Here is a 25,264-nt window from a genome sequence, read left to right on the forward strand (position 1 = left end):
TACGGAAATGGTGGGCATATCGATTTTCGAGTTTGACACTCTGACGGCTTCCTCGCCCTGCTCGACCGATATGGTCGGGCAGCGCAAGGTTTCTGCCGAAGTTTTTACCTGGCTGGAGACACAGGCATTACGCAGCACCGAGGCAGGTGAGCGGACCTGGCTACGCCTTACTCATCGGCACGGCCGCAAGGCCATTCAAGTGAAAAGCTTTGTTGGCGTCATTCGCTGTCCTAACGGCTTCCAGATTGAAGTGCTGCCCAAGCTAGGCAAGACGAATGGCGAAGAAGAGGCACGGCATCTATTAATCGAGATGCTGCGCTGTCTTGGCTGTTTCCGCCACATACAAACCAGCAGCGCCCAATTGCTCGCCCGCCACATGCCTCTACTAGAGGTGTTCATTGGTGAATTCTTACGGGCGGTGGATCACACCGTCAAGCGAGGACTCCGCAGCGATTACGTAGCGGAGCAGGGTAACCTGTTTGCCCTGCGAGGAAAGCTGCACATGGTCCAGCACCTGCGCAACAATCTGTGCCGTCGCGACCGTTTTTATACTGCGTACGATGAGTATTCTTTCAACCGGCCCGAAAATCGCCTACTACACGCTGCACTCAGGCGTGCATTGAAGTGGACTGCCTCTCAGCAAAACCAGCAACTGGCACGGGAATTATGCTTCGTGTTCACCGGCATTCCGGCATCTGAAGATATCGGCACGGATCTTGCGCAGTCTCGACCAGATCGCGGCATGGCACATTACGATACGGCATTGGCCTGGGCGCGGTTGATTCTTCAGGACGAGACACCACTCACCGGGACGGGATCGCACCAGGCACCATCACTGCTTTTCCCAATGGAAGTAGTTTTTGAGGCCTTTGTAGCTAAGCACCTTAGCCGACAACTTTGCTCAACCCTCAGCCTTCGCCTACAGACTCGCAGCCTCAGACTCGTCCGCCATAAGGAGCAGGACTGGTTTCAGCTCAAGCCTGATATGCTGGTACAGTCGCTCAAGACCAACCGCTTAGTACTCGATACCAAGTGGAAGTTGGTTGATGCCAAGAAAGCCAACGGCAAGGAAAAGTACGGGCTAGATCAAGATGACTTCTACCAGCTGCAAGCTTACGGCCAGAGCTACCTCGACGGAAACGGCGATGTGGTCCTGATCTATCCCAAAACAGAAGCCTTCAGCCAGCCCCTAGCTGTATTTGATTTCCCCAAGTCACCAGGCCTACGCTTGTGGGTATTGCCTTTTTGCCTGCACACCAAGCAGATGCTCTTACCGACTTGCGGTAGTCTCGACCTGTTTTTCACATCAAACACTTGAGCGATCAGCGATCGGCCACTTGATAGCAGATTCAAAGTCCCATGGATTGAATCATCTCACTCTCGCTAACCGCTTCAGGCGTCACGACCGCATCCTTTAGCATCAATTTGCCTCGAAGGAGGCGATCCAGATGAACATCGAACGAGTCATATTGTGGGTGTCGTACAGCAGGAAGATGAATGTGCACGTCTTTCTTTTGACCAATTCGATAAACCCGGTCAGATGCCTGAGCTTCCTTTGCAGGGTTCCAGTGACGCTCCAAGTGTACAACGTGGTTGGCACCTACCACTGTCAATCCAACCCCAGCAGCTACTGGTGACATGATCATCACGTTGAATCCAGGCTTGGATTCGAAGACACCGATCAATTTCTTGCGAGTCAGCTCGTCAGATTTCTTTGCAACTGCCGCCGTATCACCGTTGATGATTGCTACATCCAGTCCATAGATCTGATCAAGCCAGAGCTTCAGGATTCTCTGGAGCCGCTTGGTGACCATGAACAAAATGACCTTTTCTTCATTCTCTCGGATACGATCAAGTAACTCCAAAAGCACTGTCAACTTGCCCGACTGCGCCATGCTCGCACGTGCCTCGCTGGCACTGTTTGCCATCAGTTTTGCTTCTTCGCGAAGGCGAGGGTGCAGAGAGATCTCTCGCAACTGTGCCAACGCCGCCAGTGCAGTACCTCGCATGTCCTCGGTCGCACGTCGGGCACGAAAATCATTGAGTACTGCATCGTATGCCTGCAGTTGAGCACCCTTCATACAAACGGAAAGATGAGCCGCGTGTAGCAGTTGGCCGCCCTTCGGCTGCTCCACACCGCTATGGATGGTCTTGCTGGGAAGCCCCTTAAGCTGATCTTCCTTGATGCGACGGAGCATGAACCTGCCAACAGCTTCGCGTAGCCCCGCGCCAATCTTCCGCCTTACCTCATCCTTTTCATCATCTGCTGCGGAAAGGATGGGTTTGATCCAGCTATCGCGGAACTGGCTCCATCCTCCAAGGATGCCCGGCTGTGCGGTATCCATTAGGCACCAGAAATCCCCCAGACTGTTCTCGACTGGTGTACCAGTGGCCAGCAGTTTGAAATCCGCCTTCAGTCCTTTTGCCGCTCGCGTCTGCGCTGCATTGGGGTTCTTGATGTTCTGCGCCTCGTCAAAGATCACCAATCCCCAGTCAATCCTGCACAATGAAAACTGATAGTCCCTTAGTGTCTGGTAGGTGGTCAGTACCAAACGGCGATCCATGTCCAGACGATGTACTCCAGACTCCGGGCCGATAGTAAGAGCGTAACGAATGGCATCGTCGGCCATTGCTCCATCTTCATCAATGAGAGAGGCCAACTGTGCCGATTCCCGCTCGGAGCCCTTGACCCTGAAGCGACTTAAATCTCTTCCCGCCTGCAGCATCACGATGTCCCGGAATGGAATGCCCTTGAAGGTTTGACTGACCTCATCCTCCCAGTTCTCAAGGAGACTCAAGGGAGCCACGACCAGAACGGGCTTCTGTGCACGCCCCGCAACTTTCTGGCGGACAAGGTATTCACCTACCGCAACCAATGACATGTAGGTTTTGCCAAGGCCCATGTCGTCGGCCAATAACCCACCCTGAAGTCGGTAGAGATCACCATGATCATCTCGAACTGCCGACTCCAACAGCCCCAGCATCCATTCGATACCCTCGCGCTGATGCGGGAACGGTTGGCGCGCATAAGCGCCCCAATCTGGCTCATACTCTGGCTTGGCTTCACTTGCCTTGCTCAGCAAAGCACTGTTGATCTTGTCGGCATCGCGCAACAGCACACTGACTCGCTCCTTTGGCCCCTCCGAAGGCTCCACACCAGCAGTTACGTCAGGTTTTAGGTCTCCCAGACCACTCACGACTTTGTCGAGCTGCGCATCAATACGCACAGGGTCGGAGATATCAATGACCTCTCCCCCGAAACTCATGCTGTCCGCGCCCTGTTCCTTTGCAGCCTTGTAAGCTTCGTGGAAACGCGCCAAGTCCTCCTCGGACTGCACCAGGGTCGGAATAATTTCTGCGGGCGCCGGCCGTGAATCAAGCGCAAACCAGTCATTCTTCCGATTGTCTAGGTCACCAAACTCCATATGCTGGAGCTTGCCAATGCCGGCGACACGTACTGAAAACCCAACATCGAGATTGACTAGGGCGGCATCCAGAAACGCACTAGGAGTAGCGATGAACTCGGCCACTTTTTCAGCTGGAATTCGCTTGCTGCCCAGCACCTCCCTGATCGCTGCCATTTTCTGCGGATCAAGAAGCACCACGCGATTGTCGATTCGCAAAACGCCGCCATCGGCCCCGATGTCCAATTGCGACCAGCGCTTCTCCAATTGGTCCGGTGTAGAACCATCTCCCAAGCTAGGGCTGAGCATCAGGCTTCCATCGGGCAAGCGGGTGGCAATCACACCGATGTTCTCTGGCACCACCACATCAAGCCTGTCGAAATGGCTGAGGTCGACACGCATGCCGCTCCGAGCCGCAGTCTGCAGCTCAGCCATCATACGCAGATTGGCTGCCTCCCCACGCTGCTGGGGAAGCAGATTCTGGTGACGTTCCCAAGCCATCAAGCCCATCAGCTCAGCCGGGGTTAGGCGATAGGACTCTGTTGAGGTGAGAAAAAGCAGCGGTCCCTTACGTGTGAAAGGTGCCTCGGTGGCACCGGATAAAACTGCCAGATCGACATGGAAACCGCTATTCCCCGTCCTACCACTGATTTTGCTGGTGAAGTTCATGTTGAAACGTCGAGGCAGCCGGAGAATTTCTGCCTGCTCCTCGTCCATGCCTGCAACGTCTTCGGCAGCGACATGGAATCCATTGGCGAGCGGCTCAGCTAAACCCTGCTCCTGCAGCATGCGCAGAACGATCATCTGGACCTTCTGCAGGGAGTTACCTTTTCCCTCCAGCAATGCGCCATGCGCTGTCTTATCCAGATAGAAGTTCACACCATCCGAGTCCGCTGCATGAACGAATCCCTGCTGAGTACTCAGAGTTGCTCGCCCCTCTCCCAGCAGGCTTTTGAAGATGTCAGCTAGTCCCATAATCATCTCACTTCTCTGTGGCCTGGCGATCCAGTACAGAAGAAATTTCTTCCTTCAGCGACCAACTGAAGCCACTGCCTTGCTCGCAAAAGCTCTTCAAGGGCCCATAGAGCACTCGATTAATTTCACGTGCATCAACCCCCAGCACATTCGCCGCGTATCGAACTTTGTCCCCAGGGTTTTCCTTGAAATACCAGAGCACCTGCAGCTCAAAGACTCCGAGCTGCCCTATGGCAGCGTCTGCATCAGCGACCTCTGACACAACGCGGGACGCCACTAAACGTCGCGCCAATAGCGCCGCACGCGTTGCTGGCTCGGCGGCAGGGGCCGAATCAGAACGCACGCCGTGCTGGGGAAGAGGCTCAGTTCGCGCGGTCTTAAGTCCCACTACCGGCATACCGTACCTAATCAAATACGACTTGTACTCAGCTCGACTCAGCAGCTTCTCGATATCCAGTGCAATACCGTTAGCCGCCAAGAAGTCGAATACCTTGCGTTGCCAGGAGCCGTTGTGGGTTACCGACTCGTAGGGAAGATTCGGGTAGGCGGCCCTGTACTGCCCTGGCAACGAAATGGTCAAATCGGAGTGCGAAAACTGATTGCGTTCGTATGACTTGATCCAATCCCCAGGTTGGGCGAGATACACCCAGATCTTGAAGCTGTGAGAGCCCTCGACCAGATGAAAGTCGCCGCAGTCCAGATAGATCACAGCCTTGTCATTCATCACGGAGTCCATGCTGGCAAAGCTGGTCTTTACGTCTCCTCCGAGAATGCGCTTAACCGAGGCTTTGGCACTACGACCGAGCATCAACCTCGTGTGTCGGATCAATCCGAGCCTGAACAGACCTTCCAAAAACAATTTTCGCGCCGGGAACATTCGCTTGAGATCTTCTTTTCCCGACTCCACCCCGTACTGCTCGACTGCCTGCAGGAATAAACGCAAGTCCTCCTTGGACAGCCAGCCACAGACCTTGGCAATACGCTCATCGCCTAGTGGCTTCCACCACTCCCGGAAGTTCGGTGCTGAACTGGCAATTCGCGGGTCGCCGGCCAGAGTGAGGAAGAAGTTCTGCCAAGCGTCACCAGGATCGTCCCCCGCTCGGTCGATCATTATCTCTAGCGCGGCATGACCGATTCGCTTCTCGCCCTCGTAAGGAGCCTTGCTCACCGAGGGTTTGAGTAGCTCGTCGAGCACATCATCCCATTCCCCCGGAGGCAACTGGCTTAACACATCAAGATAGTAGTGTGCGCGACAAATATCGCCATAACGCCCAACATCAAAGCCACTTAGACCAAGGGCTTCAAACGCTTCTCCCAGCTCGCCCCCCTTACTACGTACTGACTTCACCAGCGCCGTCGGGCCATCGAGCGTCAGCAGCCACTCACCTTCCCGATTCAGGTTGACGAGCGGATCTACGCCGAATACCTGGCGTGGCGCCGGCATTCGCTGAAGCTGGTCCAGCAGGTGAAGCTCCAATCGACCGCGCAGGCTGCTTTCCGCTTGTTTGTCCCGCTCGTCCAAGCGATCGAAATAGCGGAAGTACAACTGCAGCAGTTGGATCAGAGTCAGCCGGCTAAGGCGAGGCTGCTGGTGCTCGATCAATGCATCAAGCATTCGCGCGTTGAACAGTCGGAAACCCACAACCTCGTCATGCAACCAGAGCCAAGTCAGCGCCCTCGCACCCAACCGACGCCCAAGCAATTCTTTAAGGCCGTCGAAGCGCCCGCTGCTAGCCATGTCGCGAAATCGAGCCAGCATTCGTTCAAAAGCGTCGCTTCCTCCCACTTTGGCCTTCATCCGATTGGCCTTTTCCACCAGCCGCACCCAACCCTCAATGACCGTAGGCGGCCATTCACCCGGGCGGTTGTCAATCGGCGGCAGATTCATTGGCTAGAGTTTCCAAGCAAGGTCTTGACCGCCTCATAATCAGCACTTTGCGGCCGGCGGATAGTGAATCGGATGTCAATGCGACGGTTCAGCCGATAGTCATCTTCTCCATCCTGCTGTTTGCTCACAGGTCGAGTCTCCGCATAGCCACTGACTGAGAACAGAGGTTCGCCATCCTGGTTGCTCAGCCGGTTCAGGCGATCAGCCTCTGGTATCTCATTGCTCCAGAATTGCCAGAGCGAAATTGCGCGGAATGTCGAAAGCCCCCAGTTACCTTTACCCATGAAGCCAGGAAACGGACGATTGTCCGTATGACCTTCGATAAAAATGGTGTCAAGGTAGTTGATTCGGTCGTCCTTGCTGATCACTTGATTGATGACCTCACCGATTTCCAGTGCCGTCTGCTGATAACGCGGCTGGATCTCGTAAGCGCCGGTATCGAAACCAAGCAGTTCATTGGGAATGCGCAGCACCGTATGGTTTTCACTGACCTCTACCTTGATGCCCCGCTCCCTCAGTTTTTCGACTGCCTCATCGAGAATCTGCTGCCGTACCGTTTCGGCCTTCTTCAGTTGTTCGACCTGCTGATCGAAGTCAGCGCTCTTCTCCATCAACTGCAAAATAAGAACAACCGAGGCGAGGATAAAAAGCACCAGAAGCGCCGACATGATATCCACGAAGGACTTCCAGTACGGATCCTCATCCTCCATCGGCACGTCATGGGATTTACGCCAGCGCATCAACGGGCCTCCAGCTCATCGACCACGTTGCTGATCGCCTGTACCGCTGCATGCATCTGACTGGCGAAGCTCATGGTCTCTTTGTTCCATTGATCCATGCGCTCATGAACCTGGTCACGCACCTCACTGGAGTATGTTCGTAGCCATTGTTCGGCCTGCTGCTCGATGCCCTGGACCTGCTCACGCAGAGCCTCACCTAAAGCAGTGAACTCGCCCCGCACGCCAGTAAGAAATTCCTGCTGGTGCCCCCTCAACTCGCCAAATCCATTGCGCGCCTCAGCGGCAGTCTGCTCAAAACGCTGCGCACTTTCCAACAGGGCACTCTGAAGTTGCGACAAAGCGGCGGCCTGGCCTTGTAGATGGCCAGCCAGCTGAGCGTTCTGCTCGCCTGCGGACTCGATACGCTGCGTCACGCTCTCCAAACGCTGGCCGAGCAAGTCAGCCGCCTGACGAACATTGGTCGAAAGCAGACCCAGTTGATTGGCACTGCTGTCCATATGCCGGCTGCTGGCAGCTGCGGCCTCACTGGCCTGCTGCAGGCGGCCCATCAGTTGCAGATGTTGTTCGCTCATCTGCCGGCTCTGTTGCTGAGTCGCCTGAACGGCCGTGGCTATACCCTCAAGCAGCGCCTGCTGTTGAGCCGCCATGCTTTGCATCTGCTCGTTGAAAAGCTTTTGGCGCGATTGCTCGCGGTTTTCCGCTTGCTGGTCATGACCCGCCATCTGCTCACTGAAGTTACTCAGCATTTTGCCGACGGTGACTTCTAGTGCCTGCTGCTGAGCAGAGGCAGCCTCAGCGATAGCGTTGATTTGCTGCTGACTGGTTTGCCCCAGGCTACCAATCAATTGCTGCTGTTGCGCCAGCGAGGCGGCCTGTTGCTGCTCGTGACGCTGAGCGCGCTCTTTCTCACGTGATTCTGCGGCGCCCATCTGCGAATCCAGCTGAGTATTCAACGTCATCATCAATCGGGAGAACACGGCTTCCAGGTTACTGTGTCGCTCATTGCCAGCCTCAGCCATGGCTTGCAGCTGTTCACGACTGGCGCCGGCGAACTTCTCAAGCAGCGCAGACTGGCTCTCACCTGCCTTGGCCAGCGTTCGCTCGAACAGTGATTGGCGCTCCACATCCCGTCTTTCAGCAGACGCAAGTTGTCCATCCAGTTGCCCCGTCAACCCACTCATAAGCTCGCTGAAGCGCGCCTCCAATTGATGCTGGCGCTGGTCTGCCGAAGTGGAAAGCTGTTGCAACTGGGCCTGGAACTCTCCACTTTGCTGGCGGGCGACTTCCAGTTGGCGCCCCTGCTGATCGCTCAAACTCTGGAAAAGCTGGTTCAGCTGGTTCGACATACCACTTACGGCGGTATTCACATCCGCAGCAGCCTGCTGCATCAGATTACCTTGCTCACGCCCTGCCGATGTCAGCCCTTGCGTGAAGTTGCTTACCAGTTGCTCAAGGACCTGAGTAGATTGCTGACTGGTGGTGCTGACGAGCGTCTGAATGGCAGGGGCCATGATGTTGTTTAGCGCATCGGTGAGTGCCGCTTGCATCGCCTCATTCATACCTGCAAGGCTTTCCTGCAAGCGATCGCCGATACGTTCGTGCAACTCTTGGAGGGCTTCCTTACTCTCACGGCTGTAATCGGCGATATGGACCAGGGACTGCTCGGCAGGAATAAGTGGATATAGCGCGTCGATCTGGTGCTGCAGGTCATGTATTCGGCCCAATGCCCAGCGTTCAGTGACCTTCTCGATCAAGTTCAACACAAGGCTGAATCCAACACCCCATACCGATGCCATGAAGGCAACCGCCGCGCCCTGGATCATTACGGAGATGCCCACCCGCAGCTGATCCACTCCCCCGCTGCTGTCTAGCTTCAGTTTGGAGAGGCCGATTGTAAGGCCCACGAAGGTGGCCAGAACGCCCAACCCAACCAATAAGCCAGGCAGCGAACCGAAAAACCGACTTCCGCTCAGGCCCGGAGCCAAGGTGCGCGCATTGAAGAAATGCTCAGCATCAAGGGTGTTGAACAACTGCTTGTGGTCACTTGAACTCACTAAGCTGTCGTCAAACTCATGCCACAGCGCGCCGATGCGCTTGACCTTGAGGCCAGTCGCTTTCTGCAAGGTCTCTCGCCGATTCAAGGCCAGGTTTTCACGACTCTGCCCAACGATCAGAGTGTTCAGCGCCTGCATGCGCGCATTGAAGCTCAGCCCGCTGCGAAACAAGGAGTAGAGCGAGTAGGAGAAAAGTGCCGCCATGATCAACCAGAACACGACACCCAACGCCTCGGTACTGCCGCTCTTCAGCAAAGAAAAGTTGGGCAGCAGGTGATTCAAGAATTCCATGATATCGGTCCGAAGGATCAGCGTTAGCAGTGAATAGGCAGCCTTCTCAACGAGCACATTGGCCAGTGGTTTATGTTGCTGGCAATGCCTGGCTGAGCGAGGCGTTGGGTTAGCCGCGGATTGGCGTTAGTTGATCAGCCTTGGCTGACAAGTAATGTGTTATTGCGCGGGAGGAAAAGAGTGATGAATGCTCAATGTCATCGCCCCCATGAGGCTCAGGCGCGAGTCGCGGCGCGCAACGATGCTGCCTTTTATCAGGCCGAATTTCTCACACACCTGCTTGCCCATGCCCCATCGCTGACAGGAGATGGCTGGTGAGATAAGTTTTCGGCAGATGTCTCGTAATGAGAGCGACTTCTTGTCCATGCTGAATCCCTAAGAGGCGCGGCCGCGCCAGCTCAAATAAACGCTCAGAGAAGCGGCTTTGTGCCCCTCCGTACACAACTTCGTAGGTCGCTGTGTGTGACTGCGATCACAATAACCACCTGATTTTCGTGCGTAAAGGTCGGGGAGCGCTGAAATGGAACTATTCGGACAAAAGACTGTCTCCGCAAATTTTTAGATCGTTCGCGGATCACCACTCCTCAACCACCACCGCGGCTTAAGTAGCCGACAAGCATTGCATCCCAATCAGTTTGGGCGGCGACAACGCCGACAGACCACGTAGCGCCTACATCTTGGTCGTCTGAGCTGATGGCGACAGTCGCCAATTCGCCTCGATTCTGGCTTTTACGGCTAAGCCCGTGGGCATGGGGAGGCTTCACATCCACATCCACATGCCCACGGGCTAACCCTAGAAAAGCGACAAACGGCCACCTTGCCACTGACAGCCACCGACTTCCAAAGCACACCAGAGAAGGAATCTGGCGCATTTCCATGTGCCCTTCACCAATTGACCCGTGCCGCGGTGACCGATAGAACGAAGACTCAAAGCGCTGCCTTAGGCAGCACCCCAGATGACCAGAGCCTTCAAGGTCATGCCGCTAACCCGGTGGCTCATCCCAAAGTGCGATTCGCGCCCGGAGGCTCGCACGGTCATTCGCCAGAATGATGGACGCCCTCTAAACAATCCGCCCAGTGCGGCTGCCCGCTAACCCTTTAGCCCTGCAGCAACGAACCTGCTCGGCCAACGTTTTGCGCCAACCGTTCGCCCGTCTCTTTTTCCAGAAAAGAGACGGGCGCTCCTACCACTGCTGCAGCCCTCATCGCACATGGCTCTGCGGCAATTCGCCTCGTGACAATCGGCGTGACAAACGCCGATGTCACCAGCAACAGCGCTGTAGATGATGGTGCCGCAGACCGAGGAATGGACTGCACCTGACTGACAGTCAGGCATGCCCCAGTCATCGCATTGCTGCTTGCACATGGCTCAGGATCTCGCGGCACTGGTCTCGTCAGCCAATGCAGCCTCCACCCGCCCACCGGTAACGGTGCTCAGGAGGCCAGATCATGAGATGCCCTTGCTCCTGGTCGTAAGGAGCCGCCAGTCCCGCGTCAGTGGACACCCTCACAGGTCGCAGGGGCCTTGATCCCTGATAACACTCAGCATTCTTGGCGGGATGACGTGAGGGAGAGATCGGTAATTTATGGAGGACGGCTATGCAACTGCGCGAAGTACAAGGGCCACCACGCCCCTTGTTGGAACAGCAGGTTACGCCCCTACCCTACCCGGTCGCGGCGCTGGGCGATCTATTGGGGCCTGCCGTGGAACGCATGGCCGATGTGATCGGCGTGCCCTGCGCCATGGCCGCGCAATCCATTCTGGCCACGGCAGCTTTAGCGAGCCAGGCGCACGCCAATGTTCACCTCGACGGCCGAATCTATCCGTTGTCGCTGTACTTGCTGACGGTGGCTTGCTCGGGTGATCGCAAAAGCGCGGTGGACCATATTGCACTGCAGGCCGTACGCGACTGGGAAAGACAGCAGTGGATCGCCTATGGCGAACAGCTCAAGGCGCACCGAGCTGCAATGAGCCTCACCGCGAAGTCACCGACCTCGAAGAAGTCAGCACAGCTAGCGCTGGACGCCCAACCTGAACCCGTCCAACCGAGACTCCTCAGTGCTGAGCCGACCATTGAAGGCCTGGTCAAAAGCCTCTGCCATGGTTTGCCGAGCATGGGGCTGTTCAGCGATGAAGGCGGGCAGTTTTTGGGCGGCAGCACCATGAGCAAGGACAACATGATCAAGGCGATCACTCACTTGTCGACGTTATGGGACGGTAGCCCGATTGATCGGTCACGCGCGATGGCTGGGGAAAGTCTGCGTGCCTATGACCGCCGCCTCAGCATGCACTTGATGCTGCAACCCCGCCTGGCAGAACGCTTGCTGCAGGACGCTGATATCAAAGACCAAGGCATCCTGGGACGTTGCCTGATCAGTTGGCCCGAGCGTCTGGTTGGACAACGGCTGTACAAAGCCATCGACCTGACCCGAGATCCAAAGGTGCACCTGTACCAGCAGCGCATTGCCGCGCTGATGCAGAAGCCTTGGTCACGCCATAAAGACGGCGGCCTCAACCCTGCGGCCCTGGAGTTGAGCCCCCGCGCCCGTGAGGCCTGGATTGCCATTCACGACACCATTGAATGCGAGTCAGGGGAGTTCGGCGAGTTGGTCAACGTGCAAGCTGCCGCGGGCAAAGCCGCCGCGAACGTACTACGCATGGCTGGTGTGATAGCGGTGGTTGAGGAATCGACTGTATTGGAAAACATGCACATTCAGCGCGCCTCCACGCTGATGGATTACTACCTGGCAGAGAACCAACGCCTGACTGAACAGGAACCACTGAATAAGCTTCGCGCAGAGGCTGATTGCCTGCTGCGCTGGTTGATAAAGAAGAACTGGCCACCGTTTCGCCTCCGCGATCTAACGCGGAACGGCCCTCGCTTTGCCCGTAAAAGCACGCGGCACACCTTCGAGTTATTGCTGCAACTGGTTGCCCATAACTGGCTGGACAATGACGGGGACACATTCGAGGTGCGCCATGTTCCGACTCAATGACGCCGTGCGCCGCTATCGAGCGCAACATCGCTCGCCGACCGAGTTACGGTGTGTCGCCGCCACTGCCACCACTTTGTCGCCACGTACCAATCCAGATGCGGCGGGGGTTGTCGCCAGTGTCGCCGCTGTCGCCGCTCCAACCTCTGAGTCAACCGACCTCGCTCGGCTCATCGAGCAGTTGCAAGAAGAAGGGGCTTCGCTGCAACACAGCGAAAACGCCCTTCACATCCGCCCAGCACACTGGGGGCAGTTGGACAGCGTCAGCGCCCACTGGAAAGCCCTGCTGCTGCACCTAGAAACCAACGATCAAGGTGAAGACAATGGCACTGGTCGGTCGGCGTGACGGGCGCAACTTTGGTTATGGCCGACAACTGAGCTACGCCGGTCGGCAGGCTCTGGAAGATCTGTTTGCCGGCGGCCACTTCGCCACGGCCAAAGCGCATGGCGATCGCTGGCAAGCCTTCGTACGCTGGTGCCGGTCAGAATACGGGCCTAGCTACAATGATGCGCGTCAGATCGATCGGCAGACGCTAAATGACTACGCCGCTTATCTTCGCCAGCAGATCCATCAAGGCACTCTTTGCATCGCAACCGCGCAAAATCGCCTGAGCAGCGTCAACCGAACTCTCGCTGCACTACGCGGTGATCAGGATGTGAGAATCGTCAGCCCGAGCCAGGCGCTAGGACAGCAGCGTTCCACCGTACGCACTCAAGCACCAGATGGCCAAGACCATCAACAAGTACAGCGAGTGCTTCACACGCTTACTGAGCAGCGACGCGAGCGAGTAGCGGCCATTGTCATGCTGGCCCGAGCAACGGGTATGCGTCTACGTGAAGCGATCCTGGCGGATCTGCCACGCCTGCAACGCGAAGCAGTGCACCTAGGCCGCATCAATATTCAGGACGGTACCAAAGGCGGCCGCTCAGGGGCATACGCGCCACGCTGGATCATCGCCACTGAACAAGTTAACGCGGCGCTCCAATTAGCCCGTGATGCGTCGCCGCGCCATAGCCGCAATTTGCTGGCCTGCGACGAAAGCTACGCCACATTCTTGCAACTGACAGTTCTCCCCGCCCGCGAAACACTTCATCGGCACGGGCTGAAGGGTTTCCATGAACTGCGTGCGGCTTACGCCTGCGAGCGTTATGAGCAACTCACTGGCCACGCCGCACCAGTCAATGGCGGTCACTGCTATCGAATTGACCGCGGCCTTGATCAACAGGCGCGCCAACTGATCAGCTTTGAGCTCGGGCATAACCGGATTGATGTAGTTTCAGAGTACATTGGGGGCAGAGCATGAGTAAGGCCTTCGATATGACGCTGTTCCTGAGCGGTGTCCTAACAGGCTCGAAGGCAACACAGCAACGGCACCTACGGCAAGCCCGAATCATGCAGGCGGCCATTCAACAACGATGGCAGCGAAATAGTCCTTGGACCTGGCAGATGAAGCACGTGCGATGGTTTCTCACCCGTTACCTAAAAGACCACAGCGAAGCTACCCGATATTACTATCGGCTGACCGCCCGATTGGTGTGGAAACGATTAGGAAACGGCTGAGATTTTTGATCTGACACCGAGAGATGGCAGCTCCTTCAAAGCAGACCGAGAGAATATAGATAGTTTCTAACCTCGCCCATGCCTCTGCTGGCTACACCTATTAAATGATCACGCGACTGGCGGTGAAGAGGAAGCGGACCGGACTGACGCACCCATTTCGCGACATCCTCTGCGGGCAATCTGCGGGCTGCCAGAATCATGGCCATCAGGTCATCTCTGGCATTCACGTCCCGAACTACTGAGGTCAGATCAGCTCCTTTGGCATGGTACGCGGTGCCATCCGTCATTCCGGCAGCATGGAACGAGGCGCGTCGAATGATACATGGGACGCACTTACCACACTGCTGGTGTGTCCGCTTCCACTTACCACACGATACTGTTTCTGATGCCAATATCCGTAAGTTTTCTTGATCTAAGCACCCTGAGAGCATCTCTCCCTTCGTTTGAAGCGCGTATGGATTCTTGACTCGTACAGGTAGGCCGACCGTATCCAGGATTTGTTGGAATAAATCCAGAAAATATGGATGCGTCGTTCTGGTACTTAAGGCGCCAATTCTGCGAGCAGTCATTGGAGGGTTCAGCGCAATGAGCCCGTTCTCGGGAACAAAAAGATCTACTGGAGTGCCAGTGACTCGTAGCTGCGCTAGTGTGGCTCCAACCAGTGCTCCGTAGGCGAGGAAATTGAAACTTCGAGTACGCATCTGCACATCGGTTTTTCTCCCAGTTAAGGACACTGGATTTGCCACCGCAGCGAATCTTGAGACCTCCACCGGTAGATGACCCCGTACCATGATTTGCTTTTCCGAGTCACCTCGATACGCATGACTTATCAGCAATGGGCGTCTGCCATCTGCTAATAAATTCAATGCTCCAATTCCGCTATCCATCCCCCCCGAGAACAAACTGACACAATCGTGACCAGCCATAACGGTGATGCGACCACGGTTCTGAGATGTGAGCTGCCTGGGTCCATCAGGCAATAAAATAATTTCCCAAAGATCGCCGCTTAAGAAATGCAGAGCCTTCTGTAAAAGCGGTACTGCGGGCTGCCAAAGTTGCGGATCAGCGATGGGGATGAATAAATGAAGGTCCCGGGCCCAACCATCATCAGCTTCTGCTTTATCCACAAAAGTATCTGCGGCTGTTACAGCCATGGCTATCGTCAACAAATCGAACCCGGTTCTACTGACCGGAGCACCCAAACGCCTCACTGCGGCACGAACCGGCCCCCCGATAGAGCAAGTGCCCCGCGCCGGTGGGCGACTGCCGTACATCAGTACCGGAATTCCATTAGCCGTTTGCGAGTAAAGCTGATCAGCTTCGTGATGGAAAATGAGGTCTGTCACTCTTGGTACGCCTCCCACTCACTCCAGACTTCACGGATGGCGGCCATCTGAATCTTTTCAATTTGAGTGCTGGAAAGCGCTTTCAGACTGCCGCCCAACAAGGGACGCATGTGCTTGTCGGTCACCGATTCAACGAGGGAGTACAGTTCCTTTTCGGCCTGCTCGACTTGGCGAGGTGACTCAGCTTTTGCGAACGCATCGTTCGAGTCGAGCACTACTTGCCCAAACACACATCTGGTGACGTACACCAGCATCATCTGTACAAGCATCTCGTCAGTGATGTTCGCGAAATCGAACTCTTGGTAACCCTCCAGGCATTCAGATAGCGCCTCGTTCATCGCTACCCGAACGCGATCAGAATCGCCGTCTTCGGTGGCAAGCACCTGCACGAGCATGTCAATAGCAATGTCCGTGTCCTGGCCGTTCAACGCAGCGAGATCCAGCCCCGGCGGAGATTGCCCTTCCCTCAGTGTGGCCATCGCACCAAACAAGGCTCCACCAGCTCCGGCCATGGAGCCAAACCTGGCAGGTCCAATGGCACTGCCACCGGTTGCACCGCCCGCATAACTGCTTATCGCTGAGCGAAGATAATCGCCATCTCCTGTAGAGACGAATCTTCCCAAATTTGTGCGGAAGTCTTTAAATCGCTGCGGAGGAGCCTCGGGTACCTGCTGCCCGTCGATGTCCACCCACCCAGGCACAAATGGAGAAGTGCCCCCAGGCCCTTTGCTTGACGTAGAGGTTCCCATTATTTCTTCTCCCGCTCCTTGTACCAGTTCGCGCCCTTAAGCTTACTGCTGAGCCAAGGCCGAATTTTGTCCGGCATAACGGTGTGAATGAAGTCCGACAGCAGTGCACCGGCTTCTGGCGATTTTCGGCAAGCAACTGCGCGCCGTCGAAACCAACAGGCTTGCTTGTCCACTCAGAATGCGCACGCATCGATTCAATCAGCTGGGTCATGACGGCCGCCTGCTCACCGCCGGAGATCGTCTGTAGAACAGCTTTGGCAGAAGGTGACGAGGTGTTAGACGTGCGTTTGAGCACAGCAAGCGCTTCGGCTGCATCAGCAGAAAGACCTGCGCGCAACACCCGTAAGGGAGTGGTTTCCCTGCTCAGATAAACGACCGGACGAAGGTCTACTGTCGAAAGTTGCGGTTCAAGCCTGATCCAATCTCGCACAAGATCTACTTTGGTCCATAAATCTGGACAAGCCCCCGCAAACTTCTCGGGGTCTTCCAGCAGGTCTTCTAGTTCGGCTAGTACTTCAGGTTTACCACCGGCAGCACCATTGATCATCGAGTAAAGATGGGCAACCGCTTTCTCCTCCATGCAACGTTCAAAAAGAGCTACCTTGGCGATTAGGGCCTCGTCTACAGGCATTTCACGCAATGCCGCTACCCGTACCCTCATTCGAACGACGTTGAGCATACGCTTCACGATCCTGGGATTACCCAACACAGAGCTGGAGCTTGCGAGCATTGGCGCAATTCGATCAGCAATCGGCAAAGCTTCGGCAACTTCCACTGGCACATTAGAGCCCAGCAGCTCCAAGGCCCTCTCTGTACTGATCGGCTCGTCTCTCCATGCCTTGCGCAAGTTATCTTCAAGTCCGACTCTCAAAGCCTCGAGGCGCTCGCCAGGGACCTTGTTACCGGCCGAGGCAAACAGCATGAAGAGGTACGCCCGAACTTCCTGAACGCCCAACCTGGGCACACGAACAGGTACTTGAATAAGTTTGTCTAAGTAATCAGTGATATGACGATCACCAGGATCTTTGAAATGTTCACTGACCGAATGGCGAACCATCTCCTCATCTGCCGCCACGACAAAAGCCGTATGATTCATGAAGAGGAATAGACGCAGAGCCTCCAAGGTATGGATCGTCTGCTTGGGCAAGCAGCGATCTAAGTTGTCCACAAAAACAACCAACGTTTTTTCGAGACCGATGAGGACCTCTGAAAACTCCTTCCGGAACGCCTCGATCTGTTTTGGGGGAGTTTGCTGCTTTTCTGGGCTAAGCAGCCCGGTAAAGCTGTCCTTCGCCTTACCACCTTCATCTTTGAGAGTTCCTAACGAGTCCTGATCCGCTTCGCCGGAAAAAAGCTTCCCCAAAGCCTCCACCCCTTTTGCACCAAAACCGAAAGCAGGCATACCCAGAGCAAGCGCTCCGCCTTCGACCATGAGACCAAGCATCCGCATTTTGTTGGCCCGTGCATAAAGCTTCTTCGCCCCAGGTAGAAAACTGGTTTTTTCGGCAGCGTCGATAAGGCTGGAGGCGATGACCTCCATCAGCGCGGCACGGGAGTCATCGAAGCCCTGGTACAACCAGGCGTCAAAACGAACAACGATGAATTCAGATGCTCCCTGAGGAGGGTTTAGTCCATGCTCGATCAGATTGAGAAGCGTGGACTTCCCTGTACCCCAGGAACCGAACACGCCTACGGTAACCGGGCGCATGGACGGATCACGGATGACGTCCACAACCAGATCCGCCACTTCTGAGTAATTCAGAAAATCGCTTTTTGTATCGACATCAGCCCACATCTGAGCCTCCTTGCTTACGGACCATCCCTTGCTTGCAAGCTGGACTTACTGCCACAGGCACGCAGCATCGCCTTCATAGCCGCCATCATTCGATAAAAAGCGATCAAATGCCACTATTTCGGCATCTGGTGAATTACACCGCTCCTATAAATCCGTCGGGCCGCCTGGTCGTGGGCAAAAGCCAAGGAACGAGAAAACGTAAATCAGAAGAGCGGCGGCGCGAAAGCCGGGCTCCGTAGATTTCGTGCATACATTACTGACATCGGCAGTAGCGTCACTCGCACGTCCCAGAACAATTTAGCGGACACTCGGAGGGCTTTCGGGATTAGTCGAGATCGAAATCACGTGCAAGCGCGCGACATCGATCTCGAGATCGCTATACCTCATCAGTATCTTTAGCTGACCAGGCGAGCAGAGTGGGGATCGTAGACCACATCGGTAACCGACCCATCCCGAATGCGCTCAACCGCTTCATCGATCACATGTAGCGGCACCAGGAACCACTCCATAGGTTTGACTGGATGGCCGAAACGGTCTTCGATGGTCAAATCCAGCTGCGCTGCGCTGAACAGGCGATGGAAGATGTTTTCCAACCGAGTGCGGTTGAGGTTGTGAAGTTTGTAAGTCGCGACCACTTCCACATCAGCCAGTAAGTAGGTGGCATCTTTCGCCGCCGCCGCGATGCGGGTTTCCACTCGGCCTCCGGTTACACCGATCTTATGGATCAGGTCACGGTGCTCGGCGACGTACGGATGGTTGGATAGGCTGCGTAACACATAAATGGTGCCAGTCTCGATGTCGTCCGGCTCGGATATGTCGCCGAATAATGGGCCGGAATCTACCTTGATGATGCGAGACCCTGCACGCCCGTCACTATCTTTGTAGAGCGCACGCTGCAAAGATCTTAATAGCAGATCACTTTCAGTCTCATTGGAGTAGATAACGCGCAAACGCCCATTGGTCTCAGCATTCGGTGTCTTGTAGGTGTCTCCCACCTCGGCGACATAGGCAATTAGCCCGCTTAGAATGAAGAAGTCCCCTGCCTCGATGCTGGCGTTTTTGCCAAAAGGCTTGGTTACCCATAGCTTTTGCTTGAGGCCTGCTTCCACTTCATCAAACAGTGGCTTAAATCTCTCGAAGTCTGTACATGGGTTCCGTGCGGCAATTTCTTCTGCCGCCTTTATTGCCGCACTGGAACGCACATGCCGCAGCACTGTGATGTCGTCCTGCTCGACGGACTCAGTACCGATGCCCAGCTCGGCGAGCAAGGCGTCCTCATCCAGGTCATCCACATTTACCGTGGCTGCCGCGGCGCCCGACAGTAGGCCCTGACTATCCAAGCCTGCCAGTAGGGTTTGTGCTTCCGGCAACTTTCGCAGCTGATCCAGGCGGACGGCGTACAAGCGTTCGAAAATGTCACGATCTTCGCCATGCAGTGGGGCTCGGTCATGGGCCTGATAGAAGAGCTGAATTTCCTCGAAGCCAGCGATAATACGTTCTTCGCGAGGGGTTCGAATGGATGTCTTAAGCGAGGGAACTTCTACCCCTAACGCATTCAGCAGATCGTCATCGCTCATTTCAGCCATTGGCGGATTCTCCCTGCGCCGCTTTAGCTTGGGCGCGGTAACGTGCAAACGCAACCACGCCTTCAGCCATTCGTTTCTCCCAGGCATCGCCGGAATTGATGTCTGGGAGCCGCCCACGTTCGTTTTTGAACTGCAGAGCGCGCATTGCAAGATCTCTTGCTTCGCTCTCTGGAAGACTCACCTTCTTGGCTGCAATGCTGGCCTGCACTTGGCGCAGGGATTTTTCATCCATCGCCTTGGCCAGCACCGCGTAGGCGGCCTCAAAGGGGTTGATGCGATCGATCAGATCAATGTCTAGCTCACGCACATTAACGAATTTGCGCACACCCTCCAGTAGTGCTGTGCTGCCTTGTGAAGTGTCACTCTCGTCGGCATCGGCCTGAGCCAACATCAACTTGGCCTGCTGGGTAATGTTCATGGCAGCGATGGCATGCTGACGGATTGCTTCCTGGTCGACGTCGCTCAAGTCGGGATAACGCTCGCGCACGATCTTCCCCATCCGTAGTTGAGTCAGCTCTTCGGGTAGGGTGTTTTCCTTGTCGAATAGGCCACGCTCCAGCACGGTTTTGTCCTGCAGGAAGCTGGTTACCACTTCGTTCAAGTCCTCCTTGCAGATGCGCGTGGCCTCTGTGCTTTGCGGCGGGGTCAGACCATTGATTTCAACATGGTATTGGCCTGTGGCTTCATTTACGCCCAGATTGGTGCCGCCTTCTTGATAGCCCTCGCCACCGTTGTAAATGAAGCCTTCTTTCGGCCCGGTATTTTTCGGGGTGAACTCATAGCGGGGGGCGAGGACCTGTTCCATCAAAAGACTCGCGGAAATGGCTTTGAGCATATCGTTCACTGCTTCGGCTACAGCCACTTGGTCGGCCGTAGGCTCGGCGATAAGGTTGGTGAAGCGCGAGCGTCCCTTGCCCTCGGCATCCCGCGTGGCACGGCCAATGATCTGCACAATTTCGGTCAGGCTGGAACGATAGCCGATGGTCAGCGCATGCTCGCACCAGATCCAATCGAAGCCTTCCTTCGCCATGCCCAGTGCAATGATCACATCTACATTGTCGCGGTTATCCTTCTGCACCGGGTCCTTTAGTGCACTGAGCACTTTGGAGCGCCTGGATGCGTCGCTGTCATCCACCAGGTCGGCCACTTTCAGTACGCGACCATCTTTAGCTTTGATGAGGTGGAAACTGGTAACTGGGTCTACGCCCTGCCAATCGCCCAGCGCACTCATGATTTCGTTGACCTCGCGCTCCTTGTCTTTGAGGCTTTCACGGGCAGCAGGATGAGGAATATGTACGATGGTTTTCAGATTTGGGTCCAGAACCTTGGCGACGGCATCCACATACTTGCCGGTATAGAAAAAATACCCGATGTCCAGCGACTTGAGCCAGCGGTAGCCATTGAGCTGTTCGTAGTAGGTATAAGTAACCGTCTCAAACCTAGCCTCTTCTGCCGGGGCCAGTACGGCCTCGCTGTCGCCGCGAAAATAAGAGCCCGTCATGGCGACCAAATGTACTTTATCGCGACTGATAAACGCACTTAGTTGGCCACCCAGTTTGTTGTCCGGGTTAGCGGAAACGTGGTGAAACTCGTCGATGGCGATCAGGCGGTTGTCGAAAGCGCCCACTTCCAACTCTTCCACGGCAAAACGGAAGGTGGCGTGGGTGCAGACCAATATTTTTTCGGCGCTCTTTAGAAAAGCACGTACGGCCTCGACCTTGGACTTGTCCACTCGAGGCTCGTCAATGCCAGGTGCATTGCATAAGTTCCACTGCGGAGTTACTTGCCAATCCCAGTAAAAACCAAACTTGCTAAGCGGCTCATCGGCAAAACTACCGCCGATGGAGCGCTCTGGCACGACGACAATCACCTGTTGCAAACCCTGATTATGCAGCTTATCCAGCGCGACAAACATCAGTGCGCGAGACTTACCTGAAGCTGGAGGCGATTTGATCAGTAAGTACTGTTCGCCGCGCTTGGCATAGGCACGCTCCTGCATAGTACGCATGCCCAATTCATTAGCCTTATTGGATGCTCCAGTGTGCGCTGTAGCGATGGATACCGACGGCACCCTGTAACTATTGGTCGGGTTGGTAGTGTTAGTCACTGTGATTCATCCTCCATGAGGGTGCCGTCGCCTGCTGTTTCACGTTCAATTTATTCAACGCTGTGGATGCAGCTTTTGAGATCGGCCAACCACCCTTATAGCCCTCGGTTAGGGTTGTCAGGCCAAAAAAGAAGTCACTCATGCCATTTTCCCTCGCGTCTTTTTCGGTGCGGCCTTCGCTGCATCTGCTGTCATCTTGGTGTAGAGGTCAAATAGCTTTTCTAGCCGCTCAGTGTCGTTTCTAAAACGGCGGCCGATATAGATACGCTCCAGCACTTCATCATTGCGCGCATGGGCTCTGCGTAGATCATCCGGCATGCTGTCTGGCTCATACAAGTCGGCAATGGTAGCGGGAAAGTGGGCTTCGCGGGCCAGCAGAATTTCTTCAGCACAAGCAGTCAGATCGGCCTTGTTCTGTTCGGTAAGCAATGGAACTGGAAAGGTGTTCCAACCGAGGGTATTGGAGTAACGGTAGTCAGTCTTCATCTTCCCGCAGATGGTAGCAACCCAGACCAAATGCAAGCGGCTAGCAATTATCCCCATACACCAGCGTGGGGCATCATAAAATGCAAATGCCTCTGTTACGATGGCTCCCCGTGGATATAGGGACACGGGTAGATAATCACGCTGTTCAGAAGATGTTTTAGCTACAATCATTACAACTTCATTGCCGGTCTGCCGGACCTCGCCGAATCTGTAGGGTGCATCGCCAAGCTTTTTCGTCGCCGCTCGATCACTTGACTGACGCTTTTCTTGCACGCTCTCAAAACGGGTACGGAGCCAGGTATTGGCAGAAGCATCATCATAATCGGCTGGGCTCACCCAGATACAACGACGCTCAATACCATTAATAAACTCCTTCGTGCCTAAAGCCGGACGAATAAATTCCGGCTGCACTGCATGGTGTTTAATTGCTGACGCCCCATCATCAAAACTCATCAATAGATGGCCGCCATCATTCGGCATACTGCCGAAACTCATTTCTGCCAGCCCACTTATTGGAGTTGAACTAGGCGCAACAATGACGTTCTTTGCCGGAATCAGGTAAGGATTAATATTCTCAACATTTTTTACGGTGAGCGCTCCTTCCTTCTCCGCAACAAACAGCCTCCGGATTTTACTGGCTCGATTTGACAGCCCCACAATAACTACTGTCACACCCGCATTATTTGAAGCCAAATTCTTCCATTTGAACGAAGTGTGAGCGAACTCTATCTCGTACCCTTCCGCCAAGATCAATGGCCACAAAACTGAGACCTGCTGACCTTGGCAGATCGAGTTAGTTGTCACGAGTGCCGTCGCAGTTTCCGTCTGTTTACCGTACTCAACGGCCTTCATAAACCAACCAGCTACATAATCCAGCGTCCCAAACGTGTTCGTGCGTTTTTCAAAGACAAACTTCAAGTCCGCCTTACGGCTTTCAGCTTCTTTCTTCAAACGCTCCTTTTGCTCGTTACTGGCGCCCTTCGGCGGCTTGACGTTAGAGCCAACGTACGGTGGATTGCCGCAAATGTATGTTTCACCACCTTCATTCTTGAAGTCGATCTCTGCCTGATTCAGCGGCGTGCCAAATAAGTCATCGGCAACAACTTTGACGCCCGTGCCCGTCGGCGGGCAGATGCTCAACCAATCCAGCCGCAACGCATTGCCGCAAACAATCCAGTTTTGCGCATCTAACGGCAAAAATTCAGCCAAAGCATCCTGCTGGCCGCGATACAGTACGTCGCATTGAAACTCGGCGATGATCAATGCCAGGCGGGCAATTTCTGCCGGAAAGTCACGCAGTTCGATGCCTCGAAAATTGGTGAGCGGTATTTCCGATTTATTGTGGGCCTCTTCCCGGCGATGGTTGATCTCCGCTTCGATCTCGCGCATCTGCTTGTAGGCGATAACAAGAAAATTGCCGGATCCGCACGCTGGGTCGAATACGCGAATATGTGCCATGCGCTTGCGTAGGTTGAGTAGCTTGGCCCTGTTGTCACCGGCCGCGTCCAGTTGCGCACGTAGATCATCTAGGAACAGCGGGTTCAGCACCTTGAGAATGTTGGGCACGCTGGTGTAATGCATGCCCAGTGCGCCGCGCTCCTCATCATCGGCCACGGCCTGGATCATGCTGCCGAAGATATCCGGGTTAATTTTCTGCCAGTTCAGGTTGCCGGCGTGCAGCAGGTAAGTACGCGCCATGCGCGTAAAGTTAGGCACTTCGGTGCTGCCAGAGAACAAACCGCCATTCACATAAGGAAAGGCGTTGGCCCAGCTAGGTAGGCGAGGCTGAACGCTAGCCCGGTCGGCCAGCTTAATGTTCATGGCTCGGAAGGTTTCTGAGAGCACCTGGTCGGTGTTGGAACCATCTCGCTCGCTGAATCGCTCAACTGTTTTCGTAAACAGGCCATCGCCACTGAAAATATCGGTGTCTTCAGCAAAAAAGCAGAACACCAGCCGCGCCATAAAGTGGTTCATGTCAGCGCGGCGCTCAGCTTTTGCCCAGTCCGGGTTTTCGTTCAGCAGCTCGACGTACAACTTGTTCAGGCGGCTGGTGGCTCGCACGTCGATGGGGTTGTCCTTGATCTCCTTGATGGTGGAGATGCCGGCCAGCGGAAGCAAAAAACCGAAGTGGTTGGGAAAGTCAGGGTAGTCGCAGGCGATCGTTTCCCCCGTGATCAGCTCTTCGGCTTCCAGGGTTTGACCGTCGGTGGCGAGGATAAACTTGGCTTTGGCTTTGGTAGTGGCTGGGCTAGCGCGCAGCCTCTTGAGCGTGTCGCCCACTGTACCAGGCTCACATGCGGCGATATGAATATTGCTGCGCAGCAGTACACCACCGGGTAGGTCTGACGTGTTGTTGTTACCCACACGCAGGCGCTTGAGCGCGGTTTCCTTGTTGCCGAATGCGGCCAGGAACGTGAACGGAAACTCCGCCGCATCAAAGGGTTGAAGGGCCAGGTCCGAGATGGCGGACTCAATTTCTACTGCATTCATGGTTTGCCACTGTCCAGGCCGCTGATGTGTGAAGGCTGCGATTTTAGCCGCAAAAAAATTCTGATGGTGTATTCCGACCGGCGCATGCCATTTTGACGCCAAGCTTTCAGCACAGGCGATTGTGCGCCGCCACGGCTTTCCGGAGGTTGCTATCTACGTCAGCCGAGCGCCGTATGCCAGTGATCGGGAACACGATGATGGAGATGATAAAGCAAAGAGGTTCTGTCAGGCATAACAGTCCCAGCAGCCCCGTATTTTCCTGCAACCCTCGTGGCCGGTCAGAAAAATGGGGATGTGGTCGTTTCCACGGCGGCGGTCAAACCTAATCTGTTAGATTGTTGAATGAACAGCAGGCGCGCTGAGGCATTAAGTGACCTCGTTAGAGCTTTCGTTTTTGGCCGTTTCCGGCCAGTGGCGGTCGTCCGCTCTGTGCACTTCACTGTCAATCGTGATTACGAAGATTGCTGATCTGATCGAGTGCACATATGCAGTATAGCGGAGACCGGTATTCCAATTGGCATTCCCATAAAAAACTAAAAATAATTTTAGTTAGGAAAACCAACATATTGCTGAATCAATTCAAATCCCCCCGGCCCACCAAACTCAGAAAAGACATTCTCGGACTTCTTCTCTGACCCCCCTCATCCATTCATAGTTTAGTAAACCCCAATCGGCATTTTTCAAGGTAGTTGTCGCGTCAACCGTCTAACTATGCCGCCATTTTCTCGTTCTGTTGCTCTCGATCCGGGTTCAACAACACGGTGCCGATCGGTTCCCAGTTACGCGTCCGGCCTGACC

At 55.1% G+C, this 25,264-nt stretch carries 16 protein-coding genes; 5 read left to right on the plus strand and 11 right to left on the minus strand.

The features are described from left to right. The first annotated feature begins 7 nt into the window (after nt 1–7). On the plus strand, nt 8–1,318 hold the full coding sequence (locus tag MF6396_RS19615) for an McrC family protein (protein ID WP_058540559.1): 1,311 nt from the start codon (nt 8–10) through the stop codon (nt 1,316–1,318). A gap of 31 nt (nt 1,319–1,349) precedes the next feature. On the opposite strand, the gene MF6396_RS19620 is transcribed toward MF6396_RS19615, so the two are convergent. From MF6396_RS19620 to MF6396_RS28490, 5 genes are all read right to left on the minus strand, one after another. Next, nucleotides 1,350–4,379: a DEAD/DEAH box helicase gene (locus tag MF6396_RS19620; protein ID WP_058540609.1), complete on the minus strand. Its 3,030-nt coding sequence runs from the start codon at nt 4,377–4,379 to the stop codon at nt 1,350–1,352. 7 nt (nt 4,380–4,386) lie between these two features. Further along, entirely contained in the window at nt 4,387–6,267 is a 1,881-nt protein-coding gene (locus tag MF6396_RS19625) for an EH signature domain-containing protein (RefSeq protein ID WP_058540560.1), read from the minus strand. Beyond that, nucleotides 6,264–7,007, minus strand: coding sequence for an OmpA/MotB family protein (locus tag MF6396_RS19630; protein ID WP_058540561.1), 744 nt, complete (start codon nt 7,005–7,007; stop codon nt 6,264–6,266). Before MF6396_RS19630 ends, MF6396_RS19625 begins: the two co-directional genes overlap by 4 nt. Beyond that, nucleotides 7,007–9,355 carry an anti-phage ZorAB system protein ZorA gene (gene zorA, locus MF6396_RS19635; RefSeq protein ID WP_058540610.1) on the minus strand — a complete coding sequence of 783 codons (2,349 nt, stop codon included), beginning with the start codon at nt 9,353–9,355 and terminating at the stop codon, nt 7,007–7,009. Before zorA ends, MF6396_RS19630 begins: the two co-directional genes overlap by 1 nt. A 156-nt stretch (nt 9,356–9,511) precedes the next feature. Further along, complete coding sequence (locus MF6396_RS28490) at nt 9,512–9,718, minus strand: hypothetical protein (protein ID WP_153002451.1); 207 nt, start codon at nt 9,716–9,718, stop codon at nt 9,512–9,514. A 1,233-nt stretch (nt 9,719–10,951) separates the two neighbouring features. On the opposite strand from MF6396_RS28490, the gene MF6396_RS19640 reads away from it, so the two are divergent. Genes MF6396_RS19640 through MF6396_RS29060 form a run of 4 tightly spaced genes read left to right on the plus strand, consistent with a single transcriptional unit; the run spans nt 10,952 to nt 13,907 of the window. Next, nucleotides 10,952–12,349, plus strand: coding sequence for a YfjI family protein (locus MF6396_RS19640; protein ID WP_078481342.1), 1,398 nt, complete (start codon nt 10,952–10,954; stop codon nt 12,347–12,349). Further along, nucleotides 12,333–12,692 carry a hypothetical protein gene (locus MF6396_RS19645; protein WP_078481344.1) on the plus strand — a complete coding sequence of 120 codons (360 nt, stop codon included), beginning with the start codon at nt 12,333–12,335 and terminating at the stop codon, nt 12,690–12,692. The genes MF6396_RS19640 and MF6396_RS19645 overlap by 17 nt, the downstream gene beginning before the upstream one ends. Next, nucleotides 12,670–13,650, plus strand: coding sequence for an integrase domain-containing protein (locus MF6396_RS19650; RefSeq protein ID WP_078481345.1), 981 nt, complete (start codon nt 12,670–12,672; stop codon nt 13,648–13,650). The genes MF6396_RS19645 and MF6396_RS19650 overlap by 23 nt, the downstream gene beginning before the upstream one ends. Beyond that, the gene (locus MF6396_RS29060) at nt 13,647–13,907 is read left to right on the plus strand and encodes a hypothetical protein (RefSeq protein ID WP_078481347.1); all 261 of its coding nucleotides are present in this window, start codon (nt 13,647–13,649) and stop codon (nt 13,905–13,907) included. The genes MF6396_RS19650 and MF6396_RS29060 overlap by 4 nt, the downstream gene beginning before the upstream one ends. A gap of 35 nt (nt 13,908–13,942) precedes the next feature. On the opposite strand, the gene qatC is transcribed toward MF6396_RS29060, so the two are convergent. The 6 genes from qatC to MF6396_RS19685 all read right to left on the minus strand — a co-directional run bounded on the left by qatC (nt 13,943) and on the right by MF6396_RS19685 (nt 24,466). Next, a complete protein-coding gene (gene qatC, locus MF6396_RS19660) occupies nt 13,943–15,253 on the minus strand; it encodes a Qat anti-phage system QueC-like protein QatC (RefSeq protein WP_235593663.1) in 1,311 nt (436 codons plus the stop codon). After that, nucleotides 15,250–15,765 carry a hypothetical protein gene (locus tag MF6396_RS19665; RefSeq protein ID WP_058540564.1) on the minus strand — a complete coding sequence of 172 codons (516 nt, stop codon included), beginning with the start codon at nt 15,763–15,765 and terminating at the stop codon, nt 15,250–15,252. The genes qatC and MF6396_RS19665 overlap by 4 nt, the downstream gene beginning before the upstream one ends. A gap of 127 nt (nt 15,766–15,892) precedes the next feature. Then, entirely contained in the window at nt 15,893–17,797 is a 1,905-nt protein-coding gene (locus MF6396_RS19670) for a KAP family P-loop NTPase fold protein (protein WP_238596456.1), read from the minus strand. Nucleotides 17,798–18,192: 395 nt separating this feature from the next. Then, the gene (locus MF6396_RS19675; RefSeq protein WP_058540566.1) at nt 18,193–19,383 is read right to left on the minus strand and encodes a GIY-YIG nuclease family protein; all 1,191 of its coding nucleotides are present in this window, start codon (nt 19,381–19,383) and stop codon (nt 18,193–18,195) included. Then, nucleotides 19,376–21,391, minus strand: coding sequence for a DEAD/DEAH box helicase (locus MF6396_RS19680; RefSeq protein ID WP_238596457.1), 2,016 nt, complete (start codon nt 21,389–21,391; stop codon nt 19,376–19,378). Before MF6396_RS19680 ends, MF6396_RS19675 begins: the two co-directional genes overlap by 8 nt. Nucleotides 21,392–21,628: 237 nt before the next feature. Beyond that, on the minus strand, nt 21,629–24,466 hold the full coding sequence (locus MF6396_RS19685; protein ID WP_058540568.1) for a class I SAM-dependent DNA methyltransferase: 2,838 nt from the start codon (nt 24,464–24,466) through the stop codon (nt 21,629–21,631). Nucleotides 24,467–25,264 lie beyond the last annotated feature (798 nt).

The sequence above is a fragment of the Pseudomonas sp. MF6396 genome (genome assembly GCF_002018915.1).
GTDB classification, from domain to species: Bacteria; Pseudomonadota; Gammaproteobacteria; order Pseudomonadales; family Pseudomonadaceae; genus Aquipseudomonas; species Aquipseudomonas palmensis.